The organism is Streptomyces sp. 2323.1 (assembly GCF_900221035.1).
Lineage (GTDB): Bacteria > Actinomycetota > Actinomycetes > Streptomycetales > Streptomycetaceae > Streptomyces > Streptomyces sioyaensis.
Genome location: NZ_LT907981.1, coordinates 4011607 through 4034741, shown reverse-complemented (window position 1 = coordinate 4034741; position 23135 = coordinate 4011607). Strand labels below are relative to the sequence as shown.

Sequence of the window (23135 nt, the reverse complement as noted above, 5' to 3'; positions counted from 1 at the left end):
GCGGTTGCGGGACACTGTCTTCGGGGCACATCTACGATCGCAGTGCACGAGCAGTGGACAAGGAGCAGACAAGCACCGGGCAACCCTGTGAGGGGCGACACTCGTCCTCAAGGCGGGAAAGGGGAACCAGCCGATTTCCCTACGCGTGGATACGATCAGTAAGCAGTATCAGGACGATTCGATCAGGACGACCCCGACGAAGACTGAGGAAGGAGGTGCCCCGTGGGAGTACTGAAGCGTTTCGAGCAGCGTCTCGAAGGTCTCGTCAACGGCACCTTCGCCAAGGTGTTCAAGTCCGAGGTACAGCCCGTTGAGATCGCCGGCGCCCTGCAGCGCGAGTGCGACAACAACGCCACCATCTGGAACCGCGACCGCACGGTCGTCCCCAACGACTTCATCGTCGAGCTGAGCACCCCTGACTACGAGCGGCTGAGCCCCTACAGCGGGCAGCTCGGCGACGAGCTCTCGAGCATGGTCCGCGACTACGCGAAGCAGCAGCGCTACACCTTCATGGGCTCGATCAAGGTCCATCTGGAGAAGGCCGACGATCTCGACACCGGCCTGTACCGCGTCCGCAGCCGCACGCTCGCCTCCAGCTCGTCCCAGGAGCCTGCGGGCCCGGCGGCCGCCCAGCGCGCAGGCGCGGTGCCCCGCGGCGGCCAGCCCGGCGGCGGGCACGTCAGCGCGCCCCCCATGCCCTCGTCCCCGCCTCCCGGCGGCGCACAGCCCGCACCCCGTACGGCACCCACCGGTGCCGGACCGCAGCCCCACGCGCAAACGCGGCGCTGGATCGAGATCAACGGCACCCGCCACCAGATCTCGCGCCCGACGCTCGTGCTGGGCCGCAGCACCGACGCCGACGTACGGATCGACGACCCGGGTGTCTCCCGGCGTCACTGTGAGATCCGGGTCGGAACGCCCCCCATGATCCAGGATCTGGGCTCCACGAACGGCATCGTGGTGGACGGGCAGCACACCACTCGCGCTAATCTCCGCGACGGCTCGCGGATTGTCGTGGGCAGTACCACCATCGTTTACCGGCAAGCCGAAGGGTGAAGCGGGGGCAATGTCAGAGCTGACCCTCACGGTCATGCGGTTGGGTTTCCTCGCCGTACTGTGGCTGTTCGTCATCGTGGCCGTTCAGGTCATCCGCAGCGATCTGTTCGGCACGCGCGTCACACAGCGCGGTGCCGCGCGGCGCGGCGGGCAGGAAGCACGTGCGCAGCGCCAGGCGGCCGCGCCGCCGCAGCAACAGCAGCGCCGCCAGGAAGGCGGCCGCGGCAACAACCGCCAGCGCCGCGGAGCCCCCACCAAGCTGGTGGTCTCCGAGGGCTCGCTGACCGGAACCACCGTCGCCCTCCAAGGCCAGACCATCTCCCTGGGCCGTGCGCACGACTCCACCATCGTGCTGGACGACGACTACGCGTCCAGCAGGCATGCCAGGATCTACCCGGACCGTGACGGCCAGTGGATCGTCGAGGACCTCGGTTCCACCAACGGCACGTACCTGGACCGGACCCGACTGACGACCCCGACACCGATTCCGCTGGGAGCCCCGATCCGCATCGGCAAGACCGTCATCGAGCTGCGGAAGTAGTACGACAATGAGCGAGCGGAGCGAGCGAGCCGCGGCGGTCCACTCGACGGACCCCGGTGTGCTCCCGAGCGGAGGGTGGGCAGTGTGGCTCGACGAGACCGGCTGTACCCCGAGCCGACGGGTGAGGTGCGCATGAGTCTGTCACTGCGCTTCGCCGCCGGATCGCACAAGGGCATGATCCGCGAGGGCAACGAAGACTCCGGCTATGCCGGGCCACGGCTGCTCGCCATCGCCGACGGCATGGGCGGCCAGGCCGCCGGTGAGGTCGCCTCCTCCGAGGTGATCTCCACCCTCGTCCAGCTCGACGACGACGTCCCCGGCTCCGACCTCCTCACCTCCCTGGGCACGGCCGTACAGCGCGCCAATGACCAGCTCCGGATGATGGTCGAGGAGGATCCCCAGCTGGAGGGCATGGGCACGACCCTGACCGCCCTGCTGTGGACCGGACAGCGGCTCGGCCTGGTGCACGTCGGCGACTCGCGCGCCTATCTGCTGCGCGACGGCGTACTGACCCAGATCACCCAGGACCACACCTGGGTGCAGCGGCTGGTCGACGAGGGCCGGATCACCGAAGAGGAAGCCACCACCCACCCGCAGCGGTCACTGCTGATGCGGGCGCTGGGCAGCGGCGATCACGTCGAGCCCGATCTGTCGATCCGCGAGGTGCGGGCCGGCGACCGGTACCTGATCTGCTCGGACGGACTGTCCGGGGTCGTCAGCCACCAGACGCTGGAAGAGACGCTCGCCAGCTACCACGGACCGCACGAGACGGTGCAGGAGCTGATCCAGCTCGCCCTGCGCGGCGGCGGACCCGACAACATCACCTGCATCGTCGCCGACGTCCTGGACGTGGACGGCAACGACACCATGGCCGGGCAGCTCAACGACACCCCGGTCGTCGTCGGTGCCGTCGCGGAGAACCAGCACCAGCTCAGCGACCCGAGCACGATGCAGACGCCCGCCGCCCGGGCCGCCGAGCTCGGCCGGCCGGGTGGGCAGCCGGCGCCCGGTGGCGCCTTCGGGCCGCCCGGCAGCGGGGATCCGGAGGTCGGCGGGCCGCCGCAGGGCTCGTTCGGCGCGTTCATGGACGAGGACTTCGTCAAGCCCCGTCCGCGCGGACGGTGGATCAAGCGGTCCCTGTTGATCGCGCTGGCGCTGGCGGTCGTCGGCGGCGGGCTCTACACGGGCTACCGCTGGACCCAGACCCAGTACTTCGTCGGCAGCAAGGACGACCACGTCGCGCTCTACCGGGGCATCAGCCAGGACCTCGCGTGGATAAAGCTCAACGGCGTGGACGAGGACCACCCCGAGATCGAACTCAAGTACCTGCCGCTGTACCAGCGCAACCAGGTCAAGGAGACGATCGCGGTCGACGACCGCTCCCAGGGCGGCGAAAAGGTCTCCGAGCTGAGCCGGCAGGCCAACGCCTGCCGCAGCAAGGAACAGCGGGAGGCCGCCGAGCGCGAGGCCGCGCGGCACCCCAGCAAGGGCAAGACGAGCACGCCGTCCAAGCCCGGCACGCCGTCCAAGTCCGCCTCCCCGAGCACCCGGCCCGGATCCACTGACAGAACGGACAGGAACAGCGGCACCAGCACGGCAGGCACGCTCGCCGCGCCCGTGTCCCCGTCTCCCACAGCCACTCCCAGCCAGGCCCCCTCCGAGGAACAGCTGAAGCTGGAAAAGAATTGCAGCACCCAGCAGTGAGGGCGTAGGGGGCCGTAGATCTCATGAGCAGCAGTACCACCAACACCACCACTATCGGCACGATCGGGGCCCCGAGCCGCCGCAACACCGAGCTGGCGATGCTCGTCTTCGCCGTGCTGATCCCGGTGTTCGCGTACATCAACGTCGGCCTGGCCAAGGAGGGTACGGTGCCGGCCGGTGTGCTGGGCTACAGCCTGGGCCTCGGCCTGCTGGCGGGCGTCGCCCATCTCGTCGTCCGCAAGTGGGCGCCGTACGCCGACCCGCTGATGCTGCCCATCGCCACCCTGCTCAACGGCCTGGGACTGATCTTCATCTGGCGGCTCGACCAGGAGCACTCGCTGGGCAAGGCGATGGCGCCCAACCAGCTGATGTGGTCGACGTTCGGTGTCGCGCTCTTCCTGGGCATCCTGATCTTCCTCAAGGACCACCGTGTCCTGCAGCGCTACACCTACATCTCGATGGTGGTCGCGCTGGTGCTGCTGGTGGCGCCGGTGTTCTTCCCCGGGGTCAACGGCGCGAAGATCTGGATCACGATTCCGGGTCTCGGCTCGCTGCAGCCAGGTGAGTTCGCGAAGATCATCATCGCGATCTTCTTCGCCGGTTATCTGATGGTGAAGCGGGACGCGCTGGCGCTGGCCAGCCGCCGCTTCATGGGGCTCTACCTCCCGCGCGGCCGCGACCTCGGCCCGATCCTCGTCATCTGGGCGCTGAGCCTGATGATCCTGGTCTTCGAGACCGACCTGGGTACCTCGCTGCTCTTCTTCGGCCTGTTCGTCGTGATGCTGTACGTCGCGACCGAGCGCACCAGCTGGATCGTGTTCGGGCTCCTGCTCAGCGCGGGCGGCGCGGTCGCGGTGGCGACCTTCGAGTCGCACGTCCAGGTCCGTGTGCACAACTGGCTCAACCCGCTGGAGCTGTCGAACGGCGGTGTCACCGAGACCGCCCAGGCGATGTACTCCTTCGGGTCCGGCGGCATCCTCGGCTCCGGTCTGGGGCAGGGCTACTCGCGCCTGATCCAGGGCATCGCGCCCAAGAGCGACTACATTCTCGCCACCGTCGGCGAGGAGGTCGGTCTCGCCGGTCTGATGGCCATCCTGCTGCTCTACGGCCTGCTGATCGAGCGCGGTATCCGTACGGCGCTGGCCGCCCGTGACCCGTTCGGCAAGCTGCTGTCGATCGGCCTGTCCGGCGCCTTCGCCCTGCAGGTCTTCGTCGTCGCCGGTGGTGTGACCGGCCTGATCCCGCTGACGGGTATGACGATGCCGTTCCTCGCCCAGGGTGGCTCGTCCGTGATCGCCAACTGGGCGCTCGTCGCGATCCTGCTGCGGATCAGCGACACCGCGCGCCGCCCGGCGCCGGCCCCCGCCCCGTCCACCGACGCCGAGATGACCCAGGTGGTCCGCCCGTGAACAAGCCCCTGCGCCGGGTCGCGATCTTCTGCGGCCTGCTCGTCCTCGCCCTGCTGGTCCGCGTCAACTGGGTGCAGTTCGTCCAGGGTGACCAGCTCAAGAACGACCCGCACAACCGCCGGGTCGCCATCGAGCGCTACAGCACGCCGCGCGGCAACATCATCGTCGGCGGCAAGGCGGTCACCGGCTCCACGACCACCGACAGCGGCGACTTCAAGTACAAGCGCACGTACAAGAACGGCAAGATGTGGGCGCCGGTCACCGGCTACGCCTCGCAGGCCTTCGACGCCAACCAGCTGGAGAAGCTGAACGACGGCATCCTCACCGGCACCGACGACCGGCTCTTCTTCAGCCGCACGGTCGACATGTTCACCGGCGGCAAGCAGAAGGGCGGCGACGTGGTGACCACGCTCAACGCCAAGGCCCAGAAGGCCGCCTTCGACGGGCTCGGCAACCAGAAGGGCGCGGTCGCCGCGATCAACCCGGAGACCGGCGCGATTCTGGCGCTGGCCAGCACCCCGTCGTACGACCCGTCCTCCTTCGCCGGGATGAGCAACAAGGACGCCGAGGCGTACAACGCGCTGCAGAAGAAGAACGACCCCGACGAGCCGATGCTCAACCGGGCGCTGCGCCAGACCTACCCGCCCGGCTCCACCTTCAAGGTCGTCACGGCCTCGGCGGCCCTGGAGAACGGTCTCTACAACGACGTCGACTCCAAGACCAACTCGCCGCTGCCCTACACGCTCCCCGACACCTCGGGCATCGAGCTGAAGAACGAGGGCAACATCCCCTGCAAGGACGCCACCCTGCGGGAGGCGCTGCGCTGGTCCTGCAACACCGTGTTCGGCAAGATCAGCGCGGACCTCGGCAACAAGAAGATGAAGGCCGAGGCGGAGAAGTTCGGCTTCAACGACCCGGGGATCAACACCCCGGTCCGCGCCTCGGAATCGATCTTCCCCAAGGACAACCGGCCGCAGAACGCGATGGCGGGCATCGGCCAGGCCTCCAACCGCGCCACGCCGCTGCAGATGGCCATGGTCGCCTCGGCGGTCGCCAACGGCGGCAAGCTGATGAAGCCGTACATGGTCGACCAGCTGGTCGCGCAGAACCTCAATGTCGTCCAGCAGCACACGCCGCAGGAGATGAACCGGCCGCTCAGCCCGGAGAACGCCCAGAAGGTCCAGAGCATCATGGAGACCGTCGTCCAGAAGGGCACGGGAACCAACGCTCAGATCCCCGGCGTCACCGTCGGCGGAAAGACCGGTACCGCGCAGCACGGCGAGAACAACAAGGACAATCCGTACGCCTGGTTCATTTCCTACGCGAAGACCGACAAGGGCACCCCTGTCGCGGTCGCGGTCGTCATTGAGGGATCCGACACCCTCCGCGACGACATCGCCGGCGGCAAACTCGCTGCTCCGGTCGCAAAGCGCGTGATGGAGGCAGTACTCGAAGGCCAGAAGTGATGCGGATCATGCCAATACCGGTCTCGTATCAGGTTGCGGCTCCGGCCGGGTCCGGTAGGGCGTGCCGGGTACGGTATGCCCGGACAGCACACCGCCGGACCACACACCGGTGCGGTCGGGACTGACGGAGAGGGCTGGAGAAGCTTATGGAAGAGCCGCGTCGCCTCGGCGGCCGGTACGAGCTGGGCTCGGTGCTCGGCCGAGGTGGCATGGCCGAGGTGTACCTCGCGCATGACACCCGCCTGGGCCGCACCGTAGCTGTGAAGACGCTGCGGGTGGATCTCGCCCGTGACCCGTCCTTCCAGGCCCGGTTCCGCCGTGAGGCCCAGTCGGCCGCCTCGCTGAACCATCCGTCGATCGTCGCGGTCTACGACACCGGCGAGGACTACGTCGACGGCGTCTCGATCCCGTACATCGTGATGGAGTACGTCGACGGCTCCACCCTGCGTGAGCTGCTGCACTCCGGAAGAAAGCTGCTGCCCGAGCGTTCGCTGGAGATGACCACCGGTGTCCTCCAGGCGCTGGAGTACTCCCACCGGGCCGGCATCGTCCACCGCGACATCAAGCCCGCCAACGTCATGCTGACGCGCACCGGCCAGGTCAAGGTCATGGACTTCGGCATCGCCCGGGCCATGGGCGACGCCGGGATGACGATGACGCAGACCGCGGCCGTCATCGGCACGGCACAGTACCTCTCGCCCGAGCAGGCCAAGGGCGAGCAGGTCGACGCCCGCTCCGACCTGTACTCCACCGGCTGTCTGCTCTACGAGCTGCTGACCGTCCGGCCGCCGTTCGTCGGCGACTCGCCGGTCGCGGTGGCCTATCAGCATGTCCGTGAAGAGCCGCAGAAGCCGAGCAACTTCGACCCCGAGATCACGCCCGAGATGGACGCCATCGTCCTGAAGGCGCTGGTCAAGGACCCGGACTACCGCTATCAGTCGGCGGACGAGATGCGCGCCGACATCGAGGCGGCGCTGGAGGGCCAGCCGGTCGCGGCGACCTCCGCGATGGGTGCGGCCGGCTTCAACCAGGACCAGCCGACCACGATGCTGCGTCCGCAGGATCCGGCCGGCCAGACCTCCATGCTTCCGCCGATGAACCCGGACGACGGGGGCTACGGCTACGACGACCGCGGCGACCGGCGGCGCGGTGGCGGCCAGAAGAAGAGCAACACCTCGACGATCCTGCTGGTGCTGGCGGCCGTCCTCGTCCTGATCGGTGCGATCTTCATCGCCCAGGCGATGTTCACCAAGAGCAACAAGGGCGGGACGACACCGGTCCCCAACCTCGTCGGCAAGACCCTCAAGGAAGCCAAGGCGTTCGGGCAGAACGGCAGCTTCAAGGTCTCCGAGGGGGGCCGCAAGGCCTGCGACAACGTCAAGAAGGGCCAGGTCACCGAGCAGCGCCCGGCGGCCGGCGGAGAGATCCAGAAGAACGACACGGTCACCGTCACGCTGTGCACGGGCCAGGAGCAGATCTCGGTGCCCAGTGTGACGGGCCTGACCGAGGCCGAGGCACGCTCGGATCTCCAGGACAAGGGCTTCACCAAGATCGTGAGCAAGCCCGTGGTCTCCGACCGCGACCCCGGTACCGTCGCGGATCAGGACCCGAAGGCGAACTCCAAGAAGACCAAGAACACCAAGATCACGCTGTCCATCGCCCAGGCGAGCCCGAAGGTGGGGGTCCCGGACGTCACGGGGCAGGACGCCGCCGCGGCGGAGCAGCAGCTGAAGGCCCAGGGCTTCGAGGTCACCAAGACCGAGCAGGAAGTCACCGACCCCAACCAGGTCGGCAAGGTGCTCAGCCAGAGCCCGGAGGGCAACACCAAGGCCAAGGCCAACTCCACGGTGAACCTCACGGTCGGCAAGGCGGGCGCCCAGACGCCGGTGCCGAGCGTGGTCGGCCAGACCGTGAAGGACGCCAAGAAGGCGCTCCAGCAGGCCGGCTTCAAGAACATCCAGTTCGCCGGCGGCAGTTCGCCGGACGACAACGCCCGCGTGGTCACTCAGGACCCGGCGGCACAGACGCCGTCCGACCCCGCGAACACCACCGTCACGCTGACCACCATCGGCGGTGGCGGGGGCGGCAACGGTAACGGCGGCAATGACGGCGGCGGCGGCATCTTCGGCGGACCGTTCGGAGGCTAGCGGGCCGTACAACGAGCAGCACGAAGCCCCGGCACCTGGGAAGGGTGCCGGGGCTTTCCGTTGTCCGCACGCCGGGCCGGGGCCCGGTCCCTCGCCGGCCGGCTAGCCGAGCTCCTTCGGGGGGGTGCGGTCCGCGTTGACCTTCTCGGTGCGGACCAGCTCGCCCCAGACGATGTAGCGATAGTTCGAGGTGTAGACCGGGGTGCAGGTCGTGAGGGTGATGTAGCGGCCCGCCTTGTGCTTGCCGGCTTCCTTCGGGACCTCGTTGAGGACGTCCACGTTGAACTTCGAGGTCTCGGGCAGCGTCGCGAAGACCTTGTAGACGTACCAGGTGTCCTTGGTCTCGAAGACGATCGGGTCGCCGTCCTTGAGCTTGTCGATGTTGTGGAACTTCGCGCCGTGGCCGTCGCGGTGCGCGGCGAGGGTGAAGTTGCCCTTCTTGTCCTTCGGCAGCCCCGACTTGACCGGCTTGGTGTAATAGCCGGCCACGCCCTCGTTGAGGACCTCGGAGTCGGTGCCCTTCTTGACCAGCACCTCGCCGTTGTCCATCGCCGGTACGTGCAGAAAGCCGATGCCGTCCTTGGTGTCGAGCTCCCCCGGCCCCTTGGGGCCGCTGCTCGCCCAGTGCTTGCGCACCTGGTCGCCCTGCTGGTGCGCGGCGCGGTCGGCGAGGACGTTGGTCCACCACAGCGAATAGGCAACGAACAGGCCCAGGATCAGCCCGGCCGTGATCAGCAGCTCACCGATGACGCTGACGATGGACGCGACGGCTCTGCGCGCCCGTCGCGGCGGGAGTGGCGGCGCGGACCGGTCGCATTCCTGGTCGTTTCCGGTGGCAGTCACCGCGTAGCACCCCTCTTTTGTTCACTCAGCCGGTGAGCGCATCCGGTTTGCCCTTGCTCCGCGGCCGCTCGTCGACCATCTTGCCCCAGACGATCATCCGAAAGGTACTGGTGAACTCCGGGGTGCAGGTCGTCAGGGTGATGTAGCGGCCGGGGCCGGTGAACCCCGAGCCGGGCGGTACGGGGCCGATCACACTGGTGTTGCTCGGCGAGGTCTGCGGGAGGATGCTCTCCATCTCGTACGTGTAGTACGAGCTCTGCGTCTCGACGACGATTTTGTCGCCCTTGGTCAACTTGTTGATGTAGCGGAACGGCTCGCCGTGGGTGTTGCGGTGGGCGGCCACCGCGAAGTTGCCCTTCTTGTCCCAGGGCATCGCCGTCTTGATCCCGCTGTTCTTGTCGTAGTGACCGACCATGCCGTGGTCCAGCACGTTGTGCTTGTCGATGCCCTCGGCTATCGGCGCCTTCACATCGAGCTTGGGGATGTACATGATCCCGAAGCGCTCGCCGTCCGCGAGGTTCTTCTTCTCGCCGCCGCCCTTGTCCCACTCGTGCTGAAGGTTGTTGGCGGCGCCCCCCGCCTCCTCCTCGGCCCGGACATTCGTCCACCACAGCTGATAGGTGACGAAGAGCAGCATCAGCACGCCGAGGGAGATGAACACTTCGCCCAGCGCGCGGCTGGCGATCAGGCTGGGGCTGTCCTTGGCAGCTCGGGCGGCCCGCCGGGCCTCGACCCGGGACGTGGGGGCAGCGGGGGCGGAGTCTGCCGTCGCAGCGGCTGCTGTGGTGCCGGCCGTCCCGCCGTGGCGCCCCCGCCGACCGCCGCGCTTGGCGGCTTCCTGGGCGGCCTTGCGCCGGGCCGCCCTGCCGCCGGTGGGCGCCGGCTCTGCCGCGGTTTCACGTGAAACCGTCGCCTCGGTTTCACGTGAAACGGGGTCGCCGGCGGGCTTCTCGGCCTGCCGCAGGGCCATGGTCTCGTCGTCGTTCCGCCCGGGCGCGGGGGCGGATGCAGCGGCGGGAGCCGGGGCAGGGGACACCGGGGCCGCCGGCGCGGCGTAGGGCCGGGCTATTGGCCCGGGTGAGACACGGCGGGGGGCGGCGCCGTACCCCGGGCCCGGGGCGGCCGTTTGAGGCCCGTGCGGCTGCCGGTCCGGCCGGGAGGTGTCCGGCTCCAGATGCGGGCGAAACCACGGAGAGCCTTGCCGTACGCCCTCCTCCGCCGGTTTGCCCCGCCGACGCCCGCGGCCCGGCTGGCCGTACGGAGGAGGCGCGGGCGCCGGGCTCGCGGGGGCCGGGCTCGCATGGCCCGGCAGCGGATCGTTCAGGGGATCGTTGAGCTGCCCCACCGCCTCCTCGAAGGCGTCGGGCTGCCCAGGGGGCTCCTGCGGCCCGTACGGGCCCTGTGCCGCATACGACCGGTCCGGCTCGTAGGGCTCGTGGGAACTGCCTTCACGCTCGGGGCGCAAGGCGGTCACGCGCCGGCCTTGCCGACCACCGGGGCCAGCCCCGTCGAGCGCGCCACCGCCCCCTCATCGCCGCATTCGACGAGCCAGTTGGCCAGCATCCGGTGCCCCCACTCCGTCAGGACCGACTCGGGGTGGAACTGCACGCCCTCGACCGGTAGTTCGCGGTGCCGCAGGCCCATGATGATCCGTCCGCCGGGGACGTCCGTGGCCTCCGTCCAGGAGGTGACGAGCAGGTCGTCGGGGACGGTGTCCGGCTCGACGGCCAGGGAGTGGTAGCGGGTGGCGGTGAACGGCGTGGGCAGCCCGGAGAAGACGCCGGCGCCCTCGTGGACGACGAGCGAGGTCTTGCCGTGCAGCAGCTCGGGGGCGCGGTCCACCACACCGCCGTAGGCGACCGCCATGGACTGCATGCCCAGGCAGACGCCGAAGACCGGGACGCCGGTCTCCGCGCAGTGCCGGACCATGTCGACGCAGACACCGGCCTGCTCGGGAGTGCCGGGGCCGGGCGACAGCAGCACCCCGTCGAAGCCGTCCTGGGCGTGCCGCGGGGCGACCTCGTCGTTGCGCAGCACCTCACACTCGGCACCGAGTTGGTAGAGGTACTGGACGAGGTTGAAGACGAAGCTGTCGTAGTTGTCGACGACGAGAATCCGTGCGGTCATCGGACGGCTGCCATCCCTTGGTCGACAGTGACGTCATTGAAGGGGAGCAGCGGCTCCGCCCACGGAAAGACGTACTGGAAGAGTACGAAGACGACCGCCAGCGCGAGCACCAGGGAAATCAGCGCCTTCACCCACGTGTTGCCCGGCAGATGCCGCCAGATCCAGCCGTACATGCTGTCGCTGTCCCCTTGCCGATGCCGATGACGATGTCGTTTGCGACACCAGAGTAAGGGGCGAGGGCGGGCGCTGGTGGGTCAGCCGGTCAAAGCCGATGGCCTTCCCTGTGCCGCGGGTTGGGTGGCATCCAGGTGTGCCCAGGCGATCAGCCGGTGGCTGTGGCCCCATTCCGGCTCGCAGGTCGTCAGCGTGAGATACCGCCCGGGGCCGCGGAAACCGGACTTCCGCGGCACGGGGTCGATCACGCCGATATCGCCGGGCAGCGTCGTGTAGGGCCGGTGGTCGATGCGATAGGTGAACCAGGTCGTGCCGTCGGTGAGCACCACGGCGTCGCCGGGACGCAGCCGTGGGAAGTCCTTGAACGGGTCGCCGTAGGTGCGGCGGTGCCCGGCGACGGAGAAGTTGCCGAGCGCGCCGAGGTCCGCGGTGCGCTCGTAATGACCCAGGCCACGCTTGAGGACGCCGGCCGCGGTGCCTTCCAGTACGGGCTTGGCCCAGTCGGCACCGAAGCGCGGGATGTACATCACGGCGAAGGAGGCGCCCGGTGGGTAGCCGTGGGGCCGCGTGGCCGGAGTGGGGCTGTCGTCGGGGGCCGGGGTGCGGCCGGGAGCGGGGACCGGGCCCGTGGACCACCGGTCCTGGAGCCTGCCGATCTCGCCGGCCATGGCGCTGTCGGCCCGTACGCCGGTCCAGAAGAGGAGATAGGCCACGAAGAGCACGATGAGCGCGCCCACGGTGACACAGATTTCGCTGAGCGTCCGCACGATCCACCGCGCCGCCGTCCCGCCCCGCAGCGTCATCCGGCCCCGCCCCTCCCCGCTGCCCCGGGGGGCGCGGCTACGGCTTCACAGGCTGTGCGTAGTGGAGATCCACTGTGCCGGAGTAGCCGGGCAGAGTCACCGCCTCGTGCTGGTCGACTTTCCAGCCCAGGCCGTAGGCGTTCACGTACTGGAGGTAGTTCTGGATGGCGGGGGAGGCGGTCAGCGCGTTGATGAGCGCCTCCCGGTTGCCCACAGCGGTGATCTTGTACGGCGGGGAGTAGACCCGGCCCTGGAGGATCAGGGTGTTGCCGACGCAGCGCACCGCGCTGGTGGAGATCAGCCGCTGGTCCATGACCTTGATGCCCTTGGCGCCGCCCTGCCACAGGGCATTCACCACGGCCTGCAGGTCCTGCTGGTGGATGACCAGGTCGTTGGGCTGCGGCTCGGGGATGCCGGGGATCTTGGCGGTGGCGTTCGGCGGGGCGTCGGTGAGCGTGACCGTCACGCCCTGGCCCTTGACCGGCTTGGTGCCGGCGTTCTTCTCCAGCGCCTTGAGCTTGGCCTCCTCGGCCTTGGAATTGCCGTTGTCGCGCTGGGCGAGGGAGTCGACCTCGCCGCGCAGCGTGGCGTTGATCTCGTCCTGGGAGCCGTTCTTGTGGCTGCGTTCCTGGATGAGGTCGGATAGCCGCAGCATCGAGTCGTCCGAGCGCAGATTCGTGCCCCGCGCGGTGTCGAAGCTCAGCCAGAACAGCAGCCCGGCGAGCGCGAAGACGACGAGAGTGAGAAGGCGCACAGGCCGCAGGCGGGAGCGGGCGGGGCGATCGGGGGAGTCAGCGGAATTGCTCAACGTACCCTTACTCCTTACGGCGCCGCGGAAGCACTACGCTAACGGACGCCCGGGAAAGGAATCCGCTCCCCACCGCATCCGCGCCCCGGCGCACACCTCGTACCTCCCCGCGGATGGGGGCACCACCCGCTCGAGCACGGACGAGAGCGGGGGAGCAGCGCATCGACAGGAGAGTTCCTCGTGCCGAAGTCACGGATCCGCAAGAAGGACGACTTCACGCCGCCTCCGGCGAAGACCACCAACCTGAAGATGAACTCAGGCCGTGGCTGGGTGGCGCCGTTGATGCTGGCGATGTTCCTGATCGGGCTGGTGTGGATCGTGACGTTCTATGTGTCCGAGGGCAGTCTGCCGATCGGGGCCATGGGCAACTGGAACATCGTCTGCGGCTTCGGCTTCATCGCGGTGGGCTTCGGCGTATCCACCCAGTGGAAGTAGCGCAAGCCCTGCCCAAGGCCATCCACACGGTTATCCACAGCCGGGGAAAACTTCAGAAGATCTGTGGATAACCCTCGGGAGGTTGACGCCGGTGTGATCGGCGACTCCCCCCTTCGGACCACGTCTCCCCCTGCCCCGACTGGGGAAACGCAGGTCAGCGCGGTGCGGAACGAGAGTTCCGCACCGCATGCACAAGATCGGCCACGCACTGTGGACAACGTGCGGTACGGACTCCTCAGCCCACGAGCTGAAGGGTCCGTACCCACACCACGGCGCCGATCGCGAGCAGCGTCACCGCGCAGGTCGCGACATGCACCAGGGTCCGTCGGTCGCGCGGCGCATGCACCATCCCGAAGGCCACCGCGGCGCCCACGACCAGGCCACCCACATGCGCCTGCCAGGCGATGTTCGGCCACAGGAACGTGAAGACGAGGTTGAGGCCGAGCAGGATCAGCACCGGCTTCATGTCGTACCGCAGCCGGCGCAGCAGGACGGCGGTGGCACCGAGCAGCCCGAAGATCGCGCCGGAGGCACCCAGCGAGGGCTGGTTCTGCGCGGCGAGGAAGTACGAGAGGGCACTGCCGCCCAGGCCGGCGAGCAGATAGAGCGCGATGAACCGCGCCCGGCCGAGCGCCGCCTCCAGGGGCGGTCCCAGCCACCACAGCGAGAGCATGTTGAACGCGATGTGCGCGACCTGCTGATGCAGGAACATCGCGGTCAGCAGGCGGTACCACTCACCCTCGGCGACGCCGACGAGGTGGTACCCGCCCGGTTCGGCGGCGAGGCCGACCAGATCGAGTTGGTTGACCAGCGGGCTCAGCGCACCGCCGGTCGCCATCACGGCGACGAAGACGGCGACGTTGAGGCCCAGCAGGATCTTGGTGACCAGCCGGGGGTCGGCCGCGATCGTGCCGCCCGCGATCGTGCGCGGCACCGTCGACTGCGCCGCACGGCCGGTGCCGCTGCGTACGCAGTCCGGGCACTGGAAGCCGACCGAGGCGCTGATCATGCACTCCGGGCATATCGGCTTGTCACAGCGGGTGCAGCGGATGCCGGTCGGGCGGTCCGGATGGCGGAAACAGCCCGGCAGGCCGTTGTCGCCCTGCGCGTCCCGCGGCTCCTGTGGGCTGCCTGGCACCTGGTCCATCGATCCCCTCGTCCTCTTCTCCGTCCGGGCGCCCGTCACTCGCCCTCCCGCCCGGCTCCGGACGAGCGTCGCGCCCCGCCTGATGTACGACCGGGCGGGGCGCAATGGTTCCCCGGCTCCCGCCGGGGCACAAGACGCGGCTCAGCGGGTCTCGATGACCACCGACTCGATGACGACGTCCTGGACCGGACGGTCCGTGCGCGGGTTCGTCTGGGTGCCGGCGATCGCGTCGACGACCTTCTTGCTCGCGTCGTTGCTGACCTCACCGAAGATGGTGTGCTTGCCGGTCAGCCAGGCGGTCGCGCCGACGGTGACGAAGAACTGCGAGCCGTTGGTGCCGGGGCCGGCGTTGGCCATGGCCAGCAGGTACGGCTTGTTGAAGGCCAGGTCGGGGTGGATCTCGTCCCCGAACTCGTAGCCGGGGCCACCGGTGCCGTTGCCCAGCGGGTCGCCGCCCTGGATCATGAAGCCACTGATCACCCGGTGGAAGACGGTGCCGTCGTACAGGCGGTCCGTGGACTTCTTGCCCGTCGCCGGGTGGGTCCACTCCCGCTCGCCGTTGGCGAGCTCGACGAAGTTCTTGACCGTCTTGGGTGCATGGTTCGGCAGAAGCCGAATCTCGATGTCGCCCTGGTTCGTCTTCAGGGTGGCGTAGAGCTGCTCAGCCACGATCTACCTTCCATAAGTCTGCACTGACGGTTCACGATCCTCGCATGGACCGGCCCGCCCGTCGCCCGACCCTCACCCCTGTCGAGCCGCGCGCCACTCTTTCCCGCCGCCCGGCCGCCGTCCGCCCGGCACCCTTCGATGCGCTGCGCGCCGCTGTACGCCGTCGCCCGGCCGCCGCTCGCATCCGCGGCGTGCGCTGCATGTTCCCCGGTCGTCCGACCGCCACCTCTTGACGGTCTTCGTACGGATTTCTTGCGCCTGAAGCGGCAAACCGTGGCATTGTCGTCAACAAGGCTCCGGAAGGTCCGCAATGACCCGGATGCCCGCTCTCACATGCCGTATGACGTCTGAGCGGGCATGATCTTCAAACGGGTGGACAGGCGATACAGCAGACACGGGGGACCAGCCCCCCTAGCCCCGGACATGCCACCGAGGAGGAGGATCCCGTGACCCGCAAGGACAGCGTGCGCGCCGCGACCGGTACGGCCAGGGACAGCGTGCGGCACGCCGCGGAGGTGGTGGCTCCGTATGCCGGTTCGGCCAAGGACGCCGCCGTGCACTTCGCTCACGAGGCTCGTACCCGAGCGGCTCCCAAGGTGGCCGAGGCCGCCCACCAGGCGCGCGTGCAGTACGACGCCCATCTGCAGCCCCGGTTCGAGCACGCCCGGGGCACCCTGCCGCCCAAGGTGGACGCCGCGGCGACCCGGGCGGCCCGCCGGACCCGCAAGGCCGCCCGCCAGGCGGCCGACTACACGGCACCGCGGCTGGAGAACGCCGTGACCAGCGCGCGCGCCGCGGCCGAGCCGGTCCGCGAGGAGGCCCTCGCGCGCGGCACCGCCGCGCTCGCCGCGCTCCGCGGCCAAGTGACGGCCAAGGAGATCGCCAAGCTCCAGAAGAAGCACAGCCGGCGGGCCAAGTGCGGCAAGGCCGCCAAGCGCCTCACCGTGCTGGGCATCCTGGCCGGCGGTGCGATCGCCGCCTGGAAGTGGTGGGACAAGCAGGCCAACCCGGACTGGCTGGTCGAGCCGCCGGCGCCGACGGAGGTCAGCGACCGCCGCCGGCTGAGCGCGGTCGACGGCAGCGAGGGCGCCTCGCTCGACCCCGAGGTCCAGGCCAAGCAGGCCGAGGCAGAGGCCGAGGAACGCGGCCGCGGCAACACGCCCTGACCCGACCGCCACCGGCTCACCGGGCCGTGTCCGCCCTCCCGTTACGGGGGTGGTGGACACGGCCCGCTCGCGTACGGCCTCAGGGTCAACCAGGCAGGTCAGGATGCCGTCGGCCCCGTACGAACGTCCGCTCAGCGGAGCGCGGCCCGCAGCCGGGCGAAGGCCGTGCGCAGGACCGCCGGGTGGCTTGCCGCGTTGAGGCGGAAGCAGCGGTCGAACGCCGTCCCGCCGAAGCTCTCCCCGACGAGGACGTGTATGCCGCTCGTGTCGAGCGCCGCGGCGAGCCGGCGCGCGTCCTGCTCCCCGTCGGCCTCGGCCCACACCAGGTACGTGGCCTCGGGGGCGGTCGCGGAGACCCGCACGGGCAGGCTCGCCAGTTCGTCGAGGACGAGCCGGACGCGCTCGGCGAGTTCCTCGCGCAGGGTGCGCAGCCACGCGACGCCCTCCGGCCCGTAGCAGGCGACGGTGGCGATGGCGCCGAGACTGCCCGGGCGGCCCAGAAGGCTCTGCGGCAGGTCGGCGAGGGCGGCCGCGGAGCGTTCGGAGCCGTAGACGGTGGCGCTCTTCAGCCCGGGGACGTTGAACGCCTTCGACGCGGAGGTGAGGCCGAAGGCGCGTACCCCGTGAATGGCGCCGTCCGCGAACGCCGAGGGCATCGCGCGGCCGGGCATCCCCAGCGGAATGTGCACCTCATTGGCGAGCAACAACAGGTCGTGCTCCCGGCACACGGCGATGGCCTGCGACATCTCCGGAAGGGTCCAGGCCCGGCCGACCGGGTTGTGCGGCTGGCAGACGATCCAGCCCCGGGCGCCGTCCCGGGCCGCGGTGGCCAGTGCCGCCCAGTCGTGCTGCCACTGCGCCCCGGTGCGGAGCAGGGGCACCGCCACCGGTTCGAGGCCCGCCTCGCGGACCACCGTGAACAGATCGCCGTACACCGGGGTCTCGACGATGACGGGGCTTCCCGGGGCCAGACCGGACCGCATCAGGGTGCGCAGCCCCGTCAGCACGTCTGTAGTACAGCGCAGTCCGGCGACGCCGGCGCCATGGTGGTCGGACAGATAGCGCCCGCACGCCGCCTCCTGCGCCTCGGGCAGGCCGTATCCGGTCTCGCCGAGGCCGAGGGCCTCGACCAGGGCGGAGCGCAGGAACTCCGGTGGGTACAGGTCCATCTCGGCGACGCCGAGGCAGATGCGGTCAGGGGTGTCCGGCCCGATCTGCCACTTCAGGGTGCGGCGGGCGCGCAGCACATCGAGGTCGGTGATGAAGCGCGGCCGCTCCGGCAGATCGACCGGGGAGGCCGTACGAGCAGAGCGGACCACGGGCTCCTGCGCCCTCGCCGCCCGGAGGTCATGCGGCATTCCGGTCCAGTTCGATGTAGAGCCGGGTGCCGCCCTTGCCCTTGGTGCGGCGACGCACGGTCACCGTGCCCTGGATCTCCTTGGGGTGGCGGACGTGCGTACCGCCGCAGGGGATCTCCAGGTCTCCCGAGCGCCACACGAAGACGTCCTGCGTGCCGGGCAGCGGGTCGACGGTCGCCTCCGGGGAGTCGGCCAGCAGCTCCACGATGCGCTCCTGGATGCCGGGGACGGCGTCCGTCGGGATCGCGCAGCTGAAGTCGAAGCGGGCGGAGCTGTCGCTGATGTGGCAGCCGCGCGTCGACCGGGTCAGGCCCTGGGACTCCAGGTATTCGCCGGTCGCGTGGAAGAGGAAGTGCGCCAGGGTGTGCATCTGCATGTTGTGCAGCCGCCGCTCCCAGTCGATCTCCATCGTGACCTGCTCGCCCATGGTGAGCGCACAGGGCTCCGCGAACTCGTGGTAGAACACCGCCTCGATGGTGGCGACTTCACCGTTGGGCAGCTGGAACGGGCGGCCACCGGCCTTCTGTACGTCGATGACGCGCTGCCCGTTGACCGTTCCCTGATCGGCGACCTGGCCGCCGGACTCGGCGTAGAAGACGGACTGGTCGAAGATCGCGTAGCGGTCACTGACCTGCAGGACCGTCGCGGTGCCCGTGGTGGCGTAAGGGTCGTGGTGGTAAAGCTGCTTGGTGGGCGGGCAAGAGCTCCACAGGGCGGCGTCGATCACTGCTGGTCTCCCCAGTTCAGAAGCGTGGTGCCATAGAGTTCGCCGCGGTCGGCGAAGAAGGTGAGGATCTCCCCCTCGGCGTTCGGCCCCAGCGCGGCGGCGAGCCGGCGGGCTCCCATGTAGCAGACGCCGGAGGAGCCGCCCACGCTGATCCCGCGGGCCGCCAACTCCTGGACGCCGGCGCAGGCTTGGGCGTCGGACACCTCGAACACGCCGGTCACGCGGTCCCGGGCGGAGTCGATGACGGCCGGTATGCGGTTCTGATTGCCGGTGCCCCGCAGGATGCTGGGGGCGGGGTCGCCGCCGAAGGTGATGGAGCCGTGCCGGTCGGCGACGTAGGAGCGGATGCCCTTGGCCTCCAGCATGGCGGACAGCGCGGAGAAGTGGCCGCCGCTGCCGACGCAGAAGATCCCGGCAGCGATGCGCGCGAAGTCCAGGGTGCGCTCCAGGTGGGGGACCACCCAGCGGGTGTAGACCTCGGGGTTGAGCGGGCTGTCGTTCTGGTTGGTCCAGTAGTAGTCGGGGTGTTCCGTCCGCAGCCGCTGCAGGAGGTCGTCCCGGGCCTGCTGGAAGCCGAGTACGGGGTGCGGCTCGGGCACGAGGTGCAGCACGCCGCCCGCCAGCTCGATCTTGCGCCGGGTCACGGCCGGGATGCCGGGGTCGGACACCAGGTGGATCTCGTGGCCGAGTAAACGGCCCGCGGCGGCCAGGCCCAGGCCCAGCGACCCGGAGGTGGACTCGATCACCGGCTGGCCCTCGGCGAGCAGGCCGCGCTCCCTGGCCAGGAGCAGCAGGCCGAGGCCGAGGATCGACTTGAAGCTGGTCTCGGTGGCGGGGCTGCCGTGGACGGCGCGCAGGACGAGCCTGCTGTCGTCGAGGCGGCCGGCGGTGAGGGTGGTCAGTTGGCTGAGCCCGTCGAGGACGGCGTAGGGATCGACGCGGTCCGGGGGCGCGGCGGTGACGGTCATGAGCGGCCCTCCAGAAGGTTCTTGGCCCAGAAGATCGAGATGAGGAGGATGGCGATGCCCGCCAGCTGGATCAGGCTGAGTTCCTGGCCGAACAGCACGAAGCCGTACACGGCCGCGGCGACGGGCTGGAGCAGCACGTAGACGGCGGCGAGCTGCAGCCGCAGGAACTTCACCGCGTGCGCCATGAGGGTCTGCCCGAGCACCTGGGAGGTCACGGCGAGCGCGATCAGCACCAGCCAGCCCTTGGCCGTCGTCGGCCACAGGCGCTCGCCGAGGACCGCGGCGACGACGAAGCAGGCCACGGCGCACGCCAGGCTCAGGGTGGCCATGATGCGGGTCGCCTCGTAGCGCTCGCGCAGGCCCTTGGCCACGACGAGGAACAGCGCGTAGAACACGGCGGTCAGCAGGGCGAGGACATCACCGCGCAGGTGCTCCGGGTCGAGGCCGGTGCCCAGGATGACGAGGATGTACAGGCCGCCGAGCGCCAGCAGCGCGGGGAAGAGCAGCTTCCACGGAATGTGGTCCCGGAAGAGGAAGAACATCAGCGGGGCGATGATGAACGGCACCAGATTGGCCAGGAGGTTGGCCTCGGCCAGCGAGGTGTAGAGGAACGAGATGTTCCACAGGCACAGGTCGGCCGCGAGGAACAGCCCGCCGAGCACGATCAGGAAGCGGTCGCGCGGCGTCACCCTGGCCTGCTTGGCCGGGGCGGCGCTCGTCCCCGCATCCGGGCCGTCCTTGGCCGTCCGGGCCGCGCGCCGGGACAGCGCGACGGACATCCCGAGCAGCAGCGGGACGGCGAAGAGCGAACGGTAGGCGCCGGTCGCGACCGGGCCGATCTCGCTGATCCGTACGAACACCCCGCCCAGGGCCAGGCAGCACACGGCGAGCAGCACCATGCCCTGGTAGTGGGCCTGGGACCGGGTACGGGGCGGGCTCGCGGCCTGCGCGGCCGGCTCGGGAGCGGCTCCCGGCTCCGGAGCCGTGCTGGTGGTGCTGGTCGTCAACGCTGGGCCTCTTTCAGGGTGAACGTCTCGGTGCTGTATCCGCAGGACTCCAGCTCCGAGCGGCATTCCCGGACCCGCAGGTCATGGTCCGGCTGATGGCGGGAGAAGATGAGCCCCGCGAGGGTTCCGCTGTGCGCGATGCAGACGCCCAGGGCGCCCAGGTCGCACTGGATCCGCCGCAGGTCCTCCAGGGACTTCTTGGGCAGCCGGTCATTGTGCAACTCGGCGCTGCGGGAGGCGACTTCGGCCGCGGCCGCGTAGTCGTCGGCCCGCAGGGCGGTGTCGAGCTGCGCGAAGAGCTCCGCGTAGACGCGCGCCTTGCCCAGGTCCTCGGGGCTCTCCTGGTGGAACTCCTCGGTGCGCACCCAGCCGCCCTCGTCGACGCCGACGAGGGTCCAGCGCAGGTCAGTGCGGTAGGCGGTCAGGAGCCGGTGGGAGCGCTGGGCGCAGGCCGCGACTCCGGGGTGCAGGAGGTAGTCGCCGTACTCCAGCTGCCGGGCCACGGAGAGCGCCAGCGCATGCACGACCGGCTCCGGGGTCTCCGGGTGGCGGCTGCGGATGCAGAGCTGCGCGGTGGCCAGGATGTCCGCGGTGGAGCTGGCATAGCCCTTCGCCACCGGGATGTTGGAATCGATCTCGATAGTGCAGTCGGTTGCGCCGTATCCCAACTCGGCGCTCAGCAATTCAAAAGCGGAAAGGGCTTTGACCCGATCGCTCGGAGTGATACCGAGCCGCTCCTTAGCCGTGCCGTCATGCGGGCACAGCCGAGCTTGGCTTTTCAACTCCTCAACTGGGGCAGTGAAAAGAAAATGCTCGAACCCATGCGCACCAAAGGTATACCCCTGGAGAATTTCTCCGAAAGTGCCATGGACCGTTGTGACGATCTCGGCAGGCATGCGGGCAGTTCTATACGGCCATGATCCGAACCGCAATCCAAGACGCCCTTTAGGTATCCATAAAAGATATTTGGGAGGCCGGAAAACGGTGTCCACTCTGCCCCATTCAGACCCTTTGCGGCGGACAAGTCGCCGAACCCTTGCCCGACTTGTCCCACTTAATGCGGGCGCCTACCCCATCCGGATTTCTCTGCTCCATTTCTCCGCACCCATCTCTTTACCTGGACTTGAATAATCCGGTTCTGCCCGGCGTCGAGCGGAAGGCTTCCCGGGTCGCCGCCACTCTTTCCCCGGCGACTGAGGGGTTGATCGGAAACACGGCAATTCCGTATGCTCGCCGCGTGATCGAGCCCCGCCACCTTCGTGTACTGCATGCCGTGATGAAGGCCGGTTCATTCACCGCCGCAGCACGTGAGCTGAGATGCACACAACCGGCAGTCAGCCAGCAGATAAAAGCCCTTGAGAAATCCGTGGGCACACCGCTTCTGGCCCGTTCAGGGCGGGACGCACATCTCACGGAAGCCGGCGAGATACTCGCCCGGCACGCCACCTCCATTCTCGCCAGACTGACCGCGGCCGAGGAGGAGATAGCCGCCATCGCGGGCCTGCACGCGGGCTGCGTACGGCTCGTCTCCTTCCTCAGCGGCACCTCCACGGTGATCCCGCCCGCCCTGGCCGCCCTGCGTGCCGAGCGGCCGGAGGTGGAGGTCACGCTCAGCGAGGCCACGCCGCCGCGCGCCATCGCCATGCTGCGCAACGGCGACTGCGACATCGCGCTGGCCTTCCGGTACCCGGAGCTTCCCGGCGCGGCTCCGCGGGCCCCCGGCGCGCATCCGGAGGACCCCGGCACGGAGGGAGAGGAAGACGCCGACTGGGACGGTCTGGCCGCGCACCCCCTGCTGACCGACCGCCTCGTCGGCCTGCTCCCCGAGGGCCATCACCTCGCCGGCGCGGGAAAACTGGAGCTCGCCGATCTGGCCGGCGACACCTGGATCCTCGGCTGCGCAAGCTGCCGCCGCCATGTGGTGAAGGTCTGCGAGAGCACCGGGTTCACCCCCCGGATGGACCTGACCACCGATGACTACCCCACAGTGATCGGCCTGGTCGGCGCGGGCATGGGGGTCTCCGTACTGCCGGAGCTGGCGCTGAGCTCGCTGCCGTCCGGGACGGTCCGCCTGGTGCCGATCGTGCCCACCATCCAGCGGGAGGTGGTCGCCCTGACCCTGCCCGCCTACGAATCCGTGCCCGCGGTACGGCTCATGCTCCAGCACCTGAAGAGCGCCGCCCGTCTTGCCGGACAGGCCCTCGACGGAACGTCCTTGCCGCCCCGGTGAAACGAACGCCCCTGTACGGCGAGGAAGGCGTGGTGCACGCCACAGGGAGAGCCGGCCGGCACCACCGGCCGTCAGCGGTCGGGCCGGGGAAGACAACTCGGCACGCCCCGCGGTCGCGATCCCCGGCGCGGCGTGTGCACACGTACGCCCCCATACACACCAAAATGCCCTCCGAAACCGCGTTTCCGCAGTTCAGAGGGCATTTATACGTGGAGCCTAGGGGAGTCGAACCCCTGACATCTGCCATGCAAAGACAGCGCTCTACCAACTGAGCTAAGGCCCCTTCGCGCACCAGGGTACCCGGTGTCCGGGCCCTTTCCCGACCGGGTATCGCCGCGCACCGTCGCTCT

The 23135-nt window shown here is 69.3% G+C and carries 22 protein-coding genes and 1 tRNA gene; 9 read left to right on the top strand and 14 right to left on the bottom strand.

Features of this window, described 5'->3' with window-relative positions; genetic code table 11:
- Positions 1-222 precede the first annotated feature (222 nt).
- The 6 genes from CPH93_RS17150 to pknB all read left to right on the top strand — a co-directional run bounded on the left by CPH93_RS17150 (position 223) and on the right by pknB (position 8323).
- Positions 223-1056 (top strand): FhaA domain-containing protein, encoded by an 834-nt coding sequence (locus CPH93_RS17150; RefSeq protein ID WP_093484137.1) that lies wholly within the window; start codon positions 223-225, stop codon positions 1054-1056.
- 10 nt (positions 1057-1066) lie between these two features.
- Positions 1067-1597, top strand: a complete 531-nt coding sequence (locus tag CPH93_RS17145) for an FHA domain-containing protein FhaB/FipA (RefSeq protein WP_006604457.1) — start codon at positions 1067-1069, stop codon at positions 1595-1597.
- 132 nt (positions 1598-1729) lie between these two features.
- Complete coding sequence (locus tag CPH93_RS17140; protein WP_096213353.1) at positions 1730-3301, top strand: PP2C family protein-serine/threonine phosphatase; 1572 nt, start codon at positions 1730-1732, stop codon at positions 3299-3301.
- 23 nt (positions 3302-3324) lie between these two features.
- Complete coding sequence (locus CPH93_RS17135; RefSeq protein ID WP_096213352.1) at positions 3325-4710, top strand: FtsW/RodA/SpoVE family cell cycle protein; 1386 nt, start codon at positions 3325-3327, stop codon at positions 4708-4710.
- Positions 4707-6176: a peptidoglycan D,D-transpeptidase FtsI family protein gene (locus CPH93_RS17130; protein WP_096213351.1), complete on the top strand. Its 1470-nt coding sequence runs from the start codon at positions 4707-4709 to the stop codon at positions 6174-6176. Before CPH93_RS17135 ends, CPH93_RS17130 begins: the two co-directional genes overlap by 4 nt.
- Positions 6177-6322: 146 nt before the next feature.
- A complete protein-coding gene (gene pknB, locus CPH93_RS17125) occupies positions 6323-8323 on the top strand; it encodes a Stk1 family PASTA domain-containing Ser/Thr kinase (RefSeq protein ID WP_096213350.1) in 2001 nt (666 codons plus the stop codon).
- Between the two features lie 102 nt (positions 8324-8425).
- Here the strand turns inward: pknB and CPH93_RS17120 are convergent, their stop codons facing one another.
- The 6 genes from CPH93_RS17120 to CPH93_RS17095 form a co-directional block, all read right to left on the bottom strand.
- On the bottom strand, positions 8426-9166 hold the full coding sequence (locus CPH93_RS17120; protein WP_093484142.1) for a class E sortase: 741 nt from the start codon (positions 9164-9166) through the stop codon (positions 8426-8428).
- Between the two features lie 25 nt (positions 9167-9191).
- The gene (locus CPH93_RS17115; protein ID WP_100315521.1) at positions 9192-10640 is read right to left on the bottom strand and encodes a class E sortase; all 1449 of its coding nucleotides are present in this window, start codon (positions 10638-10640) and stop codon (positions 9192-9194) included.
- Entirely contained in the window at positions 10637-11293 is a 657-nt protein-coding gene (locus CPH93_RS17110) for an aminodeoxychorismate/anthranilate synthase component II (protein WP_093484144.1), read from the bottom strand. The genes CPH93_RS17115 and CPH93_RS17110 overlap by 4 nt, the downstream gene beginning before the upstream one ends.
- The gene (locus CPH93_RS36190) at positions 11290-11466 is read right to left on the bottom strand and encodes a hypothetical protein (protein ID WP_006604449.1); all 177 of its coding nucleotides are present in this window, start codon (positions 11464-11466) and stop codon (positions 11290-11292) included. The genes CPH93_RS17110 and CPH93_RS36190 overlap by 4 nt, the downstream gene beginning before the upstream one ends.
- A gap of 81 nt (positions 11467-11547) precedes the next feature.
- Positions 11548-12270 (bottom strand): class E sortase, encoded by a 723-nt coding sequence (locus tag CPH93_RS17100; protein ID WP_096213349.1) that lies wholly within the window; start codon positions 12268-12270, stop codon positions 11548-11550.
- Between the two features lie 37 nt (positions 12271-12307).
- Complete coding sequence (locus CPH93_RS17095; protein ID WP_096213348.1) at positions 12308-13078, bottom strand: DUF881 domain-containing protein; 771 nt, start codon at positions 13076-13078, stop codon at positions 12308-12310.
- A 180-nt stretch (positions 13079-13258) separates the two neighbouring features.
- Between CPH93_RS17095 and crgA the strand changes: the two genes are divergently transcribed.
- The gene (gene crgA / locus CPH93_RS17090; RefSeq protein WP_006604446.1) at positions 13259-13513 is read left to right on the top strand and encodes a cell division protein CrgA; all 255 of its coding nucleotides are present in this window, start codon (positions 13259-13261) and stop codon (positions 13511-13513) included.
- A gap of 235 nt (positions 13514-13748) precedes the next feature.
- Here crgA and CPH93_RS17085 read toward each other — a convergent pair whose 3' ends face one another.
- Positions 13749-14660, bottom strand: coding sequence for a rhomboid family intramembrane serine protease (locus CPH93_RS17085; RefSeq protein ID WP_093484147.1), 912 nt, complete (start codon positions 14658-14660; stop codon positions 13749-13751).
- A 141-nt stretch (positions 14661-14801) separates the two neighbouring features.
- Complete coding sequence (locus CPH93_RS17080; RefSeq protein WP_093484148.1) at positions 14802-15329, bottom strand: peptidylprolyl isomerase; 528 nt, start codon at positions 15327-15329, stop codon at positions 14802-14804.
- A 446-nt stretch (positions 15330-15775) separates the two neighbouring features.
- Between CPH93_RS17080 and CPH93_RS17075 the strand changes: the two genes are divergently transcribed.
- Positions 15776-16495 (top strand): DUF5324 family protein, encoded by a 720-nt coding sequence (locus CPH93_RS17075; protein WP_093484149.1) that lies wholly within the window; start codon positions 15776-15778, stop codon positions 16493-16495.
- A gap of 131 nt (positions 16496-16626) precedes the next feature.
- Here CPH93_RS17075 and CPH93_RS17070 read toward each other — a convergent pair whose 3' ends face one another.
- Genes CPH93_RS17070 through CPH93_RS17050 form a run of 5 tightly spaced genes read right to left on the bottom strand, consistent with a single transcriptional unit; the run spans position 16627 to position 21451 of the window.
- Entirely contained in the window at positions 16627-17814 is a 1188-nt protein-coding gene (locus CPH93_RS17070; protein WP_231977388.1) for an aminotransferase class I/II-fold pyridoxal phosphate-dependent enzyme, read from the bottom strand.
- A 28-nt stretch (positions 17815-17842) separates the two neighbouring features.
- Positions 17843-18580, bottom strand: coding sequence for an alanine--tRNA ligase-related protein (locus tag CPH93_RS17065; RefSeq protein ID WP_096213346.1), 738 nt, complete (start codon positions 18578-18580; stop codon positions 17843-17845).
- A complete protein-coding gene (locus tag CPH93_RS17060; RefSeq protein WP_096213345.1) occupies positions 18577-19548 on the bottom strand; it encodes a pyridoxal-phosphate dependent enzyme in 972 nt (323 codons plus the stop codon). The genes CPH93_RS17065 and CPH93_RS17060 overlap by 4 nt, the downstream gene beginning before the upstream one ends.
- Positions 19545-20555 carry a DMT family transporter gene (locus CPH93_RS17055; RefSeq protein ID WP_093484153.1) on the bottom strand — a complete coding sequence of 337 codons (1011 nt, stop codon included), beginning with the start codon at positions 20553-20555 and terminating at the stop codon, positions 19545-19547. The genes CPH93_RS17060 and CPH93_RS17055 overlap by 4 nt, the downstream gene beginning before the upstream one ends.
- On the bottom strand, positions 20552-21451 hold the full coding sequence (locus CPH93_RS17050; protein WP_443031452.1) for a GHMP family kinase ATP-binding protein: 900 nt from the start codon (positions 21449-21451) through the stop codon (positions 20552-20554). Before CPH93_RS17050 ends, CPH93_RS17055 begins: the two co-directional genes overlap by 4 nt.
- Before the next feature lie 341 nt (positions 21452-21792).
- On the opposite strand from CPH93_RS17050, the gene CPH93_RS17045 reads away from it, so the two are divergent.
- Entirely contained in the window at positions 21793-22785 is a 993-nt protein-coding gene (locus CPH93_RS17045; protein ID WP_231977386.1) for a LysR family transcriptional regulator, read from the top strand.
- A gap of 210 nt (positions 22786-22995) precedes the next feature.
- Here CPH93_RS17045 and CPH93_RS17040 read toward each other — a convergent pair.
- Positions 22996-23068: transfer RNA gene (locus CPH93_RS17040), tRNA-Ala, on the bottom strand.
- Between the last annotated feature and the right edge of the window lie 67 nt (positions 23069-23135).

Coding starts and splice junctions, on each gene's coding strand:
- CPH93_RS17100 (WP_096213349.1), bottom strand. CDS start 12,270: ATGACGCTGCGGGGCGGGACGGCGGCGCGGTGGATCGTGCGGACGCTC.
- CPH93_RS17145 (WP_006604457.1), top strand. CDS start 1,067: ATGTCAGAGCTGACCCTCACGGTCATGCGGTTGGGTTTCCTCGCCGTA.
- CPH93_RS17050 (WP_443031452.1), bottom strand. CDS start 21,451: ATGCCTGCCGAGATCGTCACAACGGTCCATGGCACTTTCGGAGAAATT.
- CPH93_RS17135 (WP_096213352.1), top strand. CDS start 3,325: ATGAGCAGCAGTACCACCAACACCACCACTATCGGCACGATCGGGGCC.
- CPH93_RS17085 (WP_093484147.1), bottom strand. CDS start 14,660: ATGGACCAGGTGCCAGGCAGCCCACAGGAGCCGCGGGACGCGCAGGGC.
- pknB (WP_096213350.1), top strand. CDS start 6,323: ATGGAAGAGCCGCGTCGCCTCGGCGGCCGGTACGAGCTGGGCTCGGTG.
- CPH93_RS17140 (WP_096213353.1), top strand. CDS start 1,730: ATGAGTCTGTCACTGCGCTTCGCCGCCGGATCGCACAAGGGCATGATC.
- CPH93_RS36190 (WP_006604449.1), bottom strand. CDS start 11,466: ATGTACGGCTGGATCTGGCGGCATCTGCCGGGCAACACGTGGGTGAAG.
- CPH93_RS17110 (WP_093484144.1), bottom strand. CDS start 11,293: ATGACCGCACGGATTCTCGTCGTCGACAACTACGACAGCTTCGTCTTC.
- CPH93_RS17060 (WP_096213345.1), bottom strand. CDS start 19,548: ATGACCGTCACCGCCGCGCCCCCGGACCGCGTCGATCCCTACGCCGTC.